This window comes from Nocardioides sp. JCM 18998 (assembly GCF_055391535.1).
The window spans coordinates 1,289,692-1,301,726 of the sequence record NZ_AP043886.1; the positions used below are offsets into that span (position 1 = coordinate 1,289,692).

General features: G+C 74.3%; 8 protein-coding genes. 1 reads left to right on the plus strand and 7 read right to left on the minus strand.

The features are described from left to right. Positions 1 to 32: 32 nt before the first annotated feature. On the plus strand, positions 33 to 494 hold the full coding sequence (locus ACZ5L9_RS06145) for a nitroreductase family deazaflavin-dependent oxidoreductase (protein WP_464535074.1): 462 nt from the start codon (positions 33 to 35) through the stop codon (positions 492 to 494). A 61-nt stretch (positions 495 to 555) separates the two neighbouring features. Here ACZ5L9_RS06145 and ACZ5L9_RS06150 read toward each other — a convergent pair whose 3' ends face one another. The 7 genes from ACZ5L9_RS06150 to ACZ5L9_RS06180 all read right to left on the minus strand — a co-directional run bounded on the left by ACZ5L9_RS06150 (position 556) and on the right by ACZ5L9_RS06180 (position 12,019). Beyond that, on the minus strand, positions 556 to 1,812 hold the full coding sequence (locus ACZ5L9_RS06150) for a hypothetical protein (RefSeq protein ID WP_464535077.1): 1,257 nt from the start codon (positions 1,810 to 1,812) through the stop codon (positions 556 to 558). A 55-nt stretch (positions 1,813 to 1,867) separates the two neighbouring features. Then, positions 1,868 to 2,479 carry an ACT domain-containing protein gene (locus ACZ5L9_RS06155; RefSeq protein WP_464535081.1) on the minus strand — a complete coding sequence of 204 codons (612 nt, stop codon included), beginning with the start codon at positions 2,477 to 2,479 and terminating at the stop codon, positions 1,868 to 1,870. 92 nt (positions 2,480 to 2,571) lie between these two features. After that, positions 2,572 to 4,344 (minus strand): exodeoxyribonuclease V subunit alpha, encoded by a 1,773-nt coding sequence (gene recD, locus ACZ5L9_RS06160; protein WP_464535084.1) that lies wholly within the window; start codon positions 4,342 to 4,344, stop codon positions 2,572 to 2,574. Beyond that, a complete protein-coding gene (locus tag ACZ5L9_RS06165) occupies positions 4,341 to 7,649 on the minus strand; it encodes a UvrD-helicase domain-containing protein (RefSeq protein ID WP_464536814.1) in 3,309 nt (1,102 codons plus the stop codon). The genes recD and ACZ5L9_RS06165 overlap by 4 nt, the downstream gene beginning before the upstream one ends. Positions 7,650 to 7,651: 2 nt before the next feature. Next, complete coding sequence (gene recC / locus ACZ5L9_RS06170) at positions 7,652 to 10,984, minus strand: exodeoxyribonuclease V subunit gamma (protein WP_464535086.1); 3,333 nt, start codon at positions 10,982 to 10,984, stop codon at positions 7,652 to 7,654. A gap of 71 nt (positions 10,985 to 11,055) precedes the next feature. Continuing rightward, positions 11,056 to 11,541 (minus strand): PGPGW domain-containing protein, encoded by a 486-nt coding sequence (locus ACZ5L9_RS06175; protein ID WP_464535089.1) that lies wholly within the window; start codon positions 11,539 to 11,541, stop codon positions 11,056 to 11,058. Between the two features lies 1 nt (position 11,542). Then, positions 11,543 to 12,019, minus strand: coding sequence for a winged helix-turn-helix transcriptional regulator (locus ACZ5L9_RS06180; protein WP_464535091.1), 477 nt, complete (start codon positions 12,017 to 12,019; stop codon positions 11,543 to 11,545). Positions 12,020 to 12,035: the final 16 nt, after the last annotated feature.

The following is a 12,035-nucleotide window of genomic DNA, read 5'->3' on the forward strand; positions in this document are numbered from 1 at the left end:
AATATCGCGCCGCGGATGGGCACTGTGGAGACATGACTGATCTTCTCGAAGGCGAGTACCAGCCCAGCCCGGCCGATTGGGTGCGCACCCAGGTCGAGCTCTACGAGTCGACCGGCGGCAAGGAGGGGTGGTACCTCCAGGACCGCCAGGACTGGCCGATCGTCGTGATCACCTCGAAGGGCGCCAAGTCCGGCAAGCTGCGCAAGAACCCCGTCATGCGGGTCGAGCACGACGGCTCCTACCTCGCGGTCGCCTCCAAGGGCGGAGCACCGGAGAACCCGACGTGGTTCAACAACTTCGTCGCGCACCCGGTCGTGCAGCTGCAGGACGGCCCCGAGCCCGCGCTCTACCGGGCGCGGCTGATCGAGGACCAGGGCGAGTACGACGCGTGGTGGGAGCGAGCGGTAGAGGTCTACGAGCCGTACGCCGAGTACAAGCCGCGTGCCGAGGCGGCGGGGCGTACGATCCCGCTCTTCGTCCTCGAACCGGCCTGACCCCGAGGCGGGACGTCATACGCTCCGAGCCCCATTGCGGAGTCGGGCGTATGACGTCCGCTCACCACCAGCTGCCGGTGCGGGCGCCGACGTACCAGAGCGCGCCGGTGCCGACCACGGCGAGGAGCCACGCGCCGAGGCGGGTGCCGGCGAAGCGGGTGGCGTTGAGCTTGGCGATGACCGGGCGCTCGGCGAAGCCGCGCAGTCCGCGGTGGCCGCGCAGGTCCCAGAACCACTCCGGCGCGACCTTGCCGAGCACCGTGACGAGGCGCTGGAACTCGGCGGTGCTCAGCCCGGCGATGTAGGCCTGGTTGGTCTGGTCGAGGCGGACGACGCTCTGCAGCGTCGGCCGGTTGTCGTCGTCGCGGACGCTCAGTCCGTTGCTCGTACGGTCGGCGACGTCGGGGTTGCTCCGGTGCCAGTCGCGGTCGCGGATGATGTCGTCCACTGCGGTCTTGCGCAGGTCGGCGTCGGCCGGGCTGCGGACCGGCGCCTCCTCGTGACGTACGGCTTCGCCGGGCGTCTCGGCCGGCTTCGGGGCCTGCTGCTCGGTACGGGCCCTCGCCTCCCAGGCATCGGGGTCGGCGAGCGCCCACCGCGCCTGCAGCTCGGCCTTGGGCGGCAGCTTGACGCCGTTGTTGATCTCGCGGAGCACCTGGTAGGCGTCGCGGAAGTCGATGCCGGTCTTCTTGAGCACCACGATCATCCGATCGAGGCCGGCACCCTCGCTCTGCGCGCGAGCCGCCGGCGTCTGCACGGGTGCGTCGGGAGCGCCCTCGGCCTCGTCGGGCTGCTCGGTCACCACTCCCCCGGTCACCACGCCCTCGGCCACCGGCTCGGCGCCCTCGGGCAGGACGGGCAGACCCGGAATGCCGGGCTGCGGGGCCGTGGGCTGACCGGGCTGCGCGGTCGCATGAGCGACCGGGGTGTCGCCCTCGCTCGACGGCGCCTCCTCGACGCCGTCCTTGATGTCGGCACCGTCGAACCGCTTCGGCTCGGGCGCGCCCTTGGTCTCGAGGGTGCGCTTGGTGGTGATCCAGCCGCCGACGGCCTCGAGCTCCTCGGCGGCGTCGCGCTCGCCGAGCTCCACCAGGATCGCCTCGTCGTTGGCCGAAGGCTGGCTCTCGGCGCCGGGGCCACGGCGACGTGCCGCCCGGTTGACCGTCCCCGCGGTGCCACCGGCTGCTGCGCGCGTCGCCGTCGACGCGGCGTTCTCGGCGTCGGTCTGGCCGGTCCCGTCGGCGAGAGCACGCTCCGCGTCGCGCAGGGCACGCTGGATCGCCTGGTTGGCGCCGCCCCCGAGCGCAGGAATGCTCATATCGCGAGGATCGGCCACAGCCTGCGCGACCTGAGCGGTCGGGGGCGAGCCGGCGTCAGTCGCGGGCGATCGAGGCGGCCAGGCCGACCAGGTGGCCGAGACGGGCGAGCTCGGAGTCGAGGAAGTCCGGGCCTCCACGGCGGCCGATCACGACGACCTCGTTGCCGTCGATGCGGGCGCCGGCGTAGACGGTCTCGTCATCCGCGCCGCTGACGTCGAGCCGGGCGGTCCGCTCGATCTCGACGAAGGGCAGGTCCTCGGGTGCGCCCGACGTGGCCTTCCCGGGACCGGAGACGCGGTGGACGCGTACCGCCCAGTCCGCACGGAACGTCAGGGGAAGCACCTCGACGAGCCGGTCGAGCGCCTCCGACGGGGCCTCGGTGAGGTCCTCGACGGCCTCGAGGTCGAGGAAGAGGTTCCCGCCCGCCGCGTAGCGGCTGATCCAGATGACCTCGACGTCGTCGAGTGCGTTGCAGGCCGACACCACCGAGTCCGGCATCGCGCCGGGGGACATCTCCAGGAGGACGTCGTCGATGGCGGTGCCGTCGTGGTTCTTCTCGACGATCTCGATCGCCTCGATGTCACCGCCGGACTCACCGATCGCGCTCGCCAGGCGTCCGAGCGAACCTGGGACGTCGGGGATCTGGACGCGGAGCAGGTACGGCATCCCACGACTGTAGCGGGGACAGGTATCGCTCAGGGTGCTTCTCGCGCGCCGGCGCCGTCGCGCAGCGGGCGCTTCACCGTGCGAGGAGCACCCTAGGTCTCGTCGGCCACGAGTCGGTCACGCAGCCCGGTCGCGCGCTGGGCCCGCTGCTCGACCGCGGCCAGGATCGCCTCGCGGGTGCCGATCACGGTGACCTGTTCCTGCGCGCGGGTGACGGCGGTGTAGAAGAGCTCACGGGTCAGCAGCGGCGAGTCGGCCGGCGGGAGCAGGACGCTGATCTCGCGCGCCTGGCTGCCCTGGCTCTTGTGCACGGTCATGGCGTGCAAGGTCTCGACGTCGCCCAGCCGTGAGGTGGCGTAGGCGTTGCCGCCCGCGATCTGCACGCTCAGCGTCCCCTCGGGGCCGGCGACGGTGACGCCGGTGTCACCGTTGAAGAGGCCGACGCTGTAGTCGTTGGCGGTGATCAGGATCGGGCGGCCGGCGTACCAGTCCCCCAGCCAGGCCCCGGCGTGCTCGGCGAGCGCATGGTCGACCTGACGGTTCCAGTGCTGGACGCCCCAGGGTCCGTCGCGATGCGCGCAGAGCAGGCGGTGCCGGTCGGCGGCGGCGAGGGCACCGGCGACGTCGCCGGCCAGGGCCCGGTCCCGCAGCTCGACCGCATGGTCGGTGAGCCGGGTCCGGAGGGAGGCCATCGCTGCCTCGTCGCCGGGGTCGACCCGGCGCAGTCGTGGGCCACCGGCGTCGAGCAGCGCGAGCACCCGCTCGGCGTCGCCCGTGCGGAGTGCCGCGGCGAGCTCGCCGATGCCCTCGCCGAAGCGGTGGGTGGTGCGCAGCGCCGCGACGGCGCCCGAGCCGCGGCCGGTCAGGCCGGCGACCAGGTCCGCGAGGACCGCCCCGGCCTCGACCGAGGCGAGCTGGTCGGGGTCGCCGACCAGGATGAGGCGGGTATCGGGGCGGACGGCCTCCAGCAGGCGCGCCATCATCGTCAGCGAGACCATCGAGGTCTCGTCGACGACGATCACATCGTGCGGGAGCTTGTTGCCGCGGTGGTGCGCGAAGCGGGTCGACGACCCGGGCCTCCAGCCCAGGAGGCGATGCATCGTCGAGGCGCTCAGGCCGGCGAGCCGGGCACGGTCCTCGTCGGTGAACCGCTCGTCGCCCTGGGCCTCCTCGACGGCCTCCTGGAGGCGCGCGGCGGCCTTGCCGGTCGGCGCGGTCAGCGCGATCCGGGGCACGGTGCCTCGCCGAGCGGCGCCGGCGGCGATCAGGGCGAGCAGGCCCGCGACGGTGGTCGTCTTGCCGGTGCCGGGGCCGCCGGTGAGGACGGTCGTCCACTGGCCGGCGGCGGCGAGCGCGGCGGCGCGCTGCTCGGCGTACCCGGAACCGGGGAAGAGCCGCTCGGCGTGCTCGGCGAGTCCGGCGCCGTCGACCGACGGCGGGACGCTCCCCTCGCGGGCCAGGAGGTCATCGCGGACCTGGCCCTCCTCGCGCCAGTAGCGATCGAGGTAGAGCAGGTCGCGCTCGACCCGGATCACACCGGCCCCTGCGAGCGGGCTGGCGGCGACCCGCTCGAGCCAACCCGCCGTCGGCCAGGCGAGGCCCTCCGCGAGATCGGGCTCGGTCGCCGCCAGGTCGCCGAGCGAGACGCAGACCGAGCCGGCGCGCGCGGCCCGTACGGCGAGTGCGACGGCGAGCTGGACGTCGCCCTCGACGCCGCCGACGAGCGCCGAGGTACGCGCGGCGACGTGCACGTCGGCGGCGGTCAGGATGCCCGCGGTGTTGAACGCCGCCAGCACGCCGGTGGCGCCGCGGGCGAAGCGGGCGTCAGCCGGGTCGGTGGTCTCGTCGGTCCAGCGCTCGATCATGCGCCCGCCCCCTCGGGCACGGTGCCGTCCAGGAGGTCCGACAGCGCCGTGACGAGGGCGGCCGGCGGCTGCCACGAGAAGACGCCGGCGGGGTGCCCGTCGACGAGTGGCGTCTCGGGGCCGCACATGCCACGGACGTAGAGGTAGAGCACGCCACCGAGATGGGTGGCGGGGTCGTAGCCGGGCAGCCGCCAGCGCAGGTAGCGGTGGACGACCACGGCGTAGAGGAGCGCCTGGAGGGGGTAGTGCGAGTGCAGCATCGCGGCGGCGAGGTCGGTGTAGTCGGCCGCCGTGGCGCCGAGGAAGTTGGTCTTGTAGTCGACGATCAGGAAGCGGCCGTCGGGGAGGCGTAGGACCACATCGACCGAGCCCGAGAGGTAGCCCCGCAGCGGCTGGTCGCCCAGCATCGGGCGCTCGAGCCGATCGGCATAGTCAGCCAGCGGGTCGCCCGCAGGCAGGTGGGCGCGCAGCAGCGGGGCCAGGTCGCGGAGCAGCACCTCGGGCCGGGCGCCGGCTCCCCCGTGCGCGTCCCTGCGGGTGTCGCCGCCGGCCAGCGGCAGCTCGAAGTCGAGCTCACGCAGCCGGTCGCGCAGCGCGATCCGACCGAGCGTGAGGCCGGGCGCGAGCGGGCCCAGCGGGGTGTGGTGCAGCGGGACGAGCGCGGCGGCGAGCTCGGCCGCCTCCACCCCCACGGGTGCGAACCGGAGCTGCTCGCCGACGTGGCGGCGCAGCTCCTCCTCGAGGTCGGCCGCCTCGGGGTCGGCGTGCTCGAGCACCGCGTGGACCAGCGTGCCGAAGTCCGCCCCTGCCGGGAGATCGGCCATCGGCGACATCACCGCGTCGGCGGCGGAGACGTCCGCGACGGTGCCGTCGTCCTCGGCAACGGTGGCGGGCTCGTCGTCGGTGCCGGTCTCCTCGGGCTCCGGCTCGGAGCCGACGTGGGCACCCTCCTCGACACGGATCAGCGCCGAGTAGGAGGTGCGTCGCCACTCGGCATCGACCTGCCGGTCGAAGGTGCGCACCGTCAGGACCTCGGGAGCGTGACCGTCCTGCGGTGGCAGCGTCGGGGAGACGTCGGCGACCTCCGGCGAGGGGCCGCCGAGCTGCGCGATCAGTCCCAGGATGCGCTCGGCGTACTCGTCGTCGCCGACCTCCTGGCTGGCGGGGACGTCGCGGGTGCCGGGCTGGCGGCCGAAGAGGATCCTGTGCAGGCCGCCGATGCCGGTGTTGGCGGTCGGCGCCCACCAGGCGACCAGCTGGGACTGGGCCCGGGTCGCGGCGACGTAGAGGCGGCGCAGATCCTCGCCCGACTCCTCGGCCAGGTGCTCGGCGGCGTGCCGGCCGGTGACGTCGAGGGTCCGTTGCGCCGGCTGCCCGTCGGGGCCGGCATCGTGGAAGAGCGCGACGTCGACCGGGAACTCGAAGCGCTGGTAGGTGAAGGGGAGGTACACGATGGGGTACTCGAGACCCTTGCTGGCGTGGATCGTCACGATCTGTACGGCGGCGGAGTCGGAGTCGAGGCGCCGCGGCCGGTCGCCGGACCCGGCACGGGTGCGCTCCTCGCGGAACCACGTGAGCAGGGCGGTCAGGCCGAGTCGCTCGCGCAGCGCCGTGTCGTGGAGCAGCTGGCCGAGGTGACGCAGGTCGGTGAGGAGCCGCTCACCGTCGAGACGACCCAGCACGCGCGCGGTCAGGCCGCGCTCCTCGGCCGCCTCGACCAGGGCGGCGACGCCTCGACTGCGCAGGAGCAGCGCCCAGCCGCGGAGGGTGTCGGCGACCGCCGCGGTCAGCGCCTCGCCCTCGGCGTCGAGCGTGGCGACGTCATAGCCGAGGAAGGCGGTGAGTGCGGCCGCCCGGACGAGCGCCGAGCGGTGCGGCGACTCGAGGGCGGTGAGCAGGGTGAGCCAGTCGTCCCCGGCCGGGGTGAGGAAGACGTCGCCCCCGCCCTGGACGACCGCGGGGATGCCGCGGTCGTGCAGCGCCTGCTGGACGAGCGTGCCCTGGTCGCGGGTGGCGACGAGCACGGCCACGTCGCCGGCACGCACAGCCCGCTCGCACCAGGTGGCATCGGAGGCGAGCAGCTCGGCGACGTCGCCGGCGAGGTCGAGGGCGATGCGCTCGCGCGCCTCGGCCGCGGCGATCAGGCCGCGCTTCAGCCGGAACCCGTGTCGCGGAACCCTCCGGATCCGGAACGGCTCGGGATGCGGCGCGCCGCTTAGCCGGGAGTCGCGGTGGCGCGCCTCGACCGGGTGGACGACGATCTCGGCATCGCCGAGGGCGGCCCCGCCGAGGATGGTCTGGAGCCGGTCGAGCAGGGCGGCGTCGCTGCGCCAGTTGGTGCCGAGGGTCGCTGTCGCCGTGGCCGTACGGGCGGCGGTGAGGTAGGTCGCGACGTCGCCGCCGCGGAAGGCGTAGATGGCCTGCTTGGGGTCGCCGATGAGCACCATCGCGCGACCGTCCCCGTCGGCGCCGAAGGCGCGCGAGAGCACCTGCCACTGCACCGGATCGGTGTCCTGGAACTCGTCGACCAGGACGATCCGCCACCGCTCCCGCATCCGGCTGCGGGCGGGCGAGTCGGCGTCCTCGAGCGCGTCGGCGAGCCGGCTGAGCAGGTCGTCGTAGGAGAGGATGCCGAGCCGACGCTTGCGGCGCTCGACCTCGGCGCGCACCGCGGTGGCGAAGTCGAGCCGGGCGGCGCCGGTCTCGGCGGTCGCGGGGGCGAGGGCGGCCTGAGGGTCGCCGACCACCTTGCGGGCCAGCGCGAGTGCCTCGTCGCGGCCGAACGGCGGCTGCTCGCGGAGCCGGCCGAAGCGCCCGAGGTAGAGGTCGTCGACCACCTCCACCACGAGCTCGTCGAGTGACTCGACCAGGGTCGCGCCGGCGTCACTGTCGCCGGCCACGCCCAGGGAGCGGAGCACGAGCTGGCAGAACTGGTGGGTGGTCGCGATCGTCGCGGCGTCGAAGTCGGCGAGCGCGTCGCGCAGCCGCACCCGGCGCCGCCCACGCTCGACGGGCTCGCAGTCGAGCAGGCAGGTCAGCAGGTCGCTGTCGCCCGCCTGGCCGGAGTCGAGGGCGAGATGCGCCTCGACCAGCTGGCCGCGCACCCGGTCGCGCAGCTCCTGGCTGGCGGCACGGCCGAAGGTGATCACCAGCAGCTGGTCGAGGGTGGCCCGGCCCTCGGCGACGTAGCGGGTCACCAGGGCGGCCACCGTGAAGGTCTTCCCGGTGCCGGCGCTCGCCTCGAGCAGGGTCGTACCGCTCGGCAACGGGCCGCAGACGTCGAACGGAGTCAACGCACTCACCATCGTCACCAGCTCCCCTGCTCCGCGATCAGGAGCGGGCTCCACACCCGCATCGCCAGCGCCCCGAAGCGGTGCGTCTCGCCGTCGAACCCCTCGCCGCTGAGCGGCGGCACGGCCAGACCGGGCAGGGGTGCCTTCGCGCCCCACGTACGGAGCTGCTCGGCGTCGCTGCACTCGCCGGGGAAGCGGCCGTCGCGCCAGTCCCACCCGGCCTTGTCGACCGCCTCGTCGATGGTGCCGTGGGTGCGGCGCTGGCGGGCGTAGGTCAGCGAGGACTTCAGCGGGAAGGGCAGCGGCTCGGTGAGACCCGCCTCGCGCAGCGCGATCAGGTCGCGCAGCAGGTCACGGGCGCGATGGTCGAGCGGGCCGAGCTGGGAGTGGCCGTAGGGGACCCGCGAACGGCTGTTGGTCGGGCGACCGATCGTGTGCGCGTTCCAGGCCCGGTCCTCATCCGAGGAGGCCAGGGCCAGCAGCTGGATCCACGACTGCAGCCGGTGGGTCGCGGCCAGACGGCTGAACGAGACCGGCACCAGCCGGTCGCCGTAGACCTGCGGGACGGTGCCACGCAGCCGCCGCCCGTCGCCGAGGTCGACGTCGATGTCGACGGCGGTGGCCGGCCGGGTGCGCAGGGTGAGCGCCTGCCGGGCCAGCGGCTCGGCCTTGGCGATGATGTCGCCGAGCAGACGCCAGCCGAGGAAGCCGGGCGGCAGCACTCCCCGGCGCCACTCGTGCTGGCGCGCGGTCTCGAGGTCGAGGCCGCCGAGGAGGTCGCGCAGGACACGCTCGCCGACGCCCCACTGGGTGAGGCTGTCGATCTCGACGGGCATGCCGTCGTCGAGGGGCTCCTCCTCGCGCGAGATGGCGAGGTCGAGCCGGTCGCGCAGGAAGGCACGCACCGGGCTCTTCCAGAAGGCGAGCAGCTCCTCCAGCACGACGTCTCCCTCGGCGGCGGGCGCCAGGGGGCCCGGCAGGAACGGCGGAACCGGCTGCTGGGACCGGGCCGCCGTCGCGCCGGCGAGCGCCGCGCGGTCGAAGGTGAACGCCCGATCGGGGACCAGCTCGCCGGGGACGAGGTTGCGGGCGTCGAACGGCTGGAGCGGGTGACGCAGCGTCACCTGCTGGGCCGCACGAGCGCCGTCGAAGCCGCGGGCGGTCGCGTCGAGGGCGTCGAGCAGCTCGCCGAGCGGGACCGCCGGCGGCTTCGGTTGTCCGGTGTACTCGCCCGCTCCGGAGTAGGTGACGACCAGCGTCTCGGTCGCGGCCAGGATCGCGTCGAGGAAGAGCTGGCGGTCCTCGCTGCGCGGGTCGCGCTCACCGGTGAGCGGCTCGCGCGCCAGGACGTCGTCGCCGTCGGTGATGCCCGAGCGGGGGAAGACCCCGTCGTCGAGGCCGAGCAGGCAGACGACCCGGTGTGGCACCGAGCGCATCGGCACCAGGGTCGCGACCGTCAGCGTGCCGGTACGGAAGTTGGCCCGGGTGGGCCGCCCCTCGAGCCGGTCTCCCAGCAGCGCACGCACGTCCGGGAGGCGCAGCGGCACCCCCGACCGCTCGGCGGCGGCCTCGCGGACCTGGCCGAGGAGCCGCTGCACCTGGCCGCTCTGCCATCCCTCGTCCGCGGGCACGTCGGTCAGCGCCGCGACGCCGGCCCCCAGCGCGGTCAGCCAGTGCTCGAGCGGATGGGTGCCGACCAGCTGGTCGGTCGTCTCGCGGACCCGGTCGACGAACTCCGCCAGCCGCCCGACCAGGTCGATGTCGCCGCTGCCGACGTCGTCGAGGGGCAGCGTGCGGTCGAGCCAGGTGCCGGCGTCCTCGGACATCGTCACGCCGGCGAGGAGGCGGTCGAGGCCGAACTCCCAGGTGTTCGCGACGTAGTCCTGGAGGCCGTAGTCCGTGCGGTGGGCGGCGTCGAAGCCCCATCGCACCCCGGCCTCGCGCGCCCAGTCGCCGAGCTGCTGCAGGTCGTCCTCCCGGAGCCGGAAGCGGCGCCGCACCGGCTCGAGATGGGCGAGGTCGAGCACATCGCCGACGCCCGCTCGGCCCCCGGCCAGGTCGAGCAGCCGGGTGGCCAGGTCGAGCAGCGGGTTGGTCCGGTCGAGGGCTCGATCGGCCAGCCGGACCCGCAGCCGGTGCGCGGGGTGACCCGCAGCACCGACCACCTCGGCGAGGCCGAAGCCCGCCTCGATCAGCGGCGCGTAGGTCTCGACGTCGGGGCACATCACCAACACGTCGCGGGGCTCGAGCGACGGGTCGTCGGCGAGGAGGCCGAGCAGCACCTCGCGGAGCACCTCGACCTGGCGGGCGGGGCCGTGGCAGGCGTGCACCTGCACCGACCGGTCGTGTCGGTCGACGACGCGGGACGTGGCGTCGCCGATGGCGTTGCGGCGCAGGTCGGTCTGGAGCCAGCCGAGCAGGGACTCCGGAGCCGCGACCTCGGCGCCCACCGGCTCGTCGACGACGGCGATGGCTCCCAGCGAGCGCTGCAGCTCGCGGGTGTCGCGTCCGAGGGTGGCGAGCAGCGGATGACCCACCTGCTCGACGGAGGGGTCGTCGCGGCGCGGGACGGCGCCGCCTGCGTGATCGGCCAGGGCGGACCACAGCGCCGGGGAGGGGTGTGGGAGCCACAGGTGCACCTCGCGGTGCTCGCCGAGCGCGGCCAGGAGCTCGATCTCGGTACGCGGGAACCGGGTGTGGCCGAAGAGGGAGAGCCGCTCGGGCAGGTCGAACGAGGCCGGCTCGGCATGCAGCGCGGCGAGGGTCGTGCGGTGTCGCTCGACCGGATCGGGCCCGCCGACCGCGATGACCAGGCGGCGCCAGAGCTCGGGCTGCCAGGCCAGGTCGTCGGGAAGCTCCGCGGCCCCAGCGGCCCACGTCGTCAACAGGTCCGGCCGCTGCACGGCGTAGGAGGAGAAGAGCCGCGCCAGCCGTCGTGCCGTGGCGAGCCGTCGCCCGACGCGCAGGTCCGCCTCCTCGGCGGGAAGCCCGCGGCCGAGGTGGCGGGCGAGGGTGGCCGCCCACGGCTCCTCGAGCGACGCGTCGATGACGGTGAGGAGCGGCCAGGTGAGGGCGTCGGGCGCCCACGGGTCCTCCTCGTCGGCGCGCAGGGCGGCGAAGAGCGACCGGGGTGAGCGGAACTCGACCCCGGCGCAGATCCCGTCCTCACGCCCGGGCGCGGCCCCCAGCAGATGGGAGAGGCGCTGGGAGAGCCATCGCTCGACGCCCTTGACGGGGACCACGACCAGCTCGGTGGCGAACGGGTCGGCCAACGGCGCGGCGAGCAGCTCGCCGAGTGCGTCGGCGAGCTGGTCGGTGCGCGTCGCGCGATGGAGCCGGACAGCCACAGCCGCAACCTACAAGTGCGCACCGACAGCGCGTCGAGGGCCTGTGGACGGAGCGTCCGGTCGGCCCTCGCTCAGTCCTGCTCCTCATCGATCCGGTCGGCCTCGGCCAGCTCGCGCTCGATCTTCTCGCGCAGCTCCGGGTCTCCGTGGAACCTCCGGTAGCTGATCACCAGCAGCGCCAGCGCGATCGCCGCCGAGAGCTCCAGCGTTGCTCCGGTCTGCCAGCCGCCCACCAACCACACGCGGTCCGGCAGCGGCCACCAGCCCGGGGCCGCCGGATGCACGATCCACAGCACGCCGAAGGCGGCGAGGCCGAGCGCCACCAGCACGGACATCACGAGCCGCGGCCAGCTCTCCACACCCTCCGCGGCAGCACGTACGGCGCGCAGTCGCAGCGGCGCCAGCCGACGCCGCGCCCACTCGTACTCCCGCGACAGGAGTGCCACGCCGATCACCAGCAGCAGCAGGCCCGGCCCCGGCAGCACCAGGGCGGCGATCCCGAGCACGACGAAGAGCCAGCCGAGGGCCTCGAGAGCCAGACGACGGATCGTGCGCACGCTACGAGCGTGCCAGACGCCGGCCCGTCACGAGCACTTCCTCCTCGGGCACGTCGTGTCCGGCGGCGCATCGGGCCACCACCGCGACCTCCTCGCCGCACCCCGCGTGGGTCAGCAGCGGCCCACCGCCCGGGATGTGCTCGGAGCCCCAGCGACCGAGGGCGAGCAGCAGAGGGAGCAGCTCGTGCCCTGCTGGCGTGAGCACGTAGCCGTACCGGGTGCGCTGGCCGGGCTCGCGGTACGGCTCCTTGGTCAGGACGCCCGCCTCGACCAGCTCGCGCAGCCGCTGCGAGGCGACGGCCTCGGTCACCCCGACCCGTCGGACCAGGTCGTCGAAGCGGGTGGCGCCGTAGAACGCCTCGCGCAGCAGCAGCACCGCGGTGCGGTTGCCGACAAGCTGCATGGTGCGGTCGATCGGGCAGTGGTCGCCGAGCGGTGCGGTCCGCTCGGCGAGGGAGCCGGCGCGCTGGATCGTCATGTGACCCCTTCTCACT

Bases quoted from the DNA above. Each gene is read 5' to 3' on its own strand.
- ACZ5L9_RS06180 (WP_464535091.1), bottom strand. From the start codon at position 12,019: ATGACGATCCAGCGCGCCGGCTCCCTCGCCGAGCGGACCGCACCGCTC.
- recD (WP_464535084.1), bottom strand. From the start codon at position 4,344: ATGATCGAGCGCTGGACCGACGAGACCACCGACCCGGCTGACGCCCGC.
- ACZ5L9_RS06155 (WP_464535081.1), bottom strand. From the start codon at position 2,479: ATGCCGTACCTGCTCCGCGTCCAGATCCCCGACGTCCCAGGTTCGCTC.
- ACZ5L9_RS06145 (WP_464535074.1), top strand. From the start codon at position 33: ATGACTGATCTTCTCGAAGGCGAGTACCAGCCCAGCCCGGCCGATTGG.
- ACZ5L9_RS06150 (WP_464535077.1), bottom strand. From the start codon at position 1,812: ATGAGCATTCCTGCGCTCGGGGGCGGCGCCAACCAGGCGATCCAGCGT.
- ACZ5L9_RS06165 (WP_464536814.1), bottom strand. From the start codon at position 7,649: ATGGTGAGTGCGTTGACTCCGTTCGACGTCTGCGGCCCGTTGCCGAGC.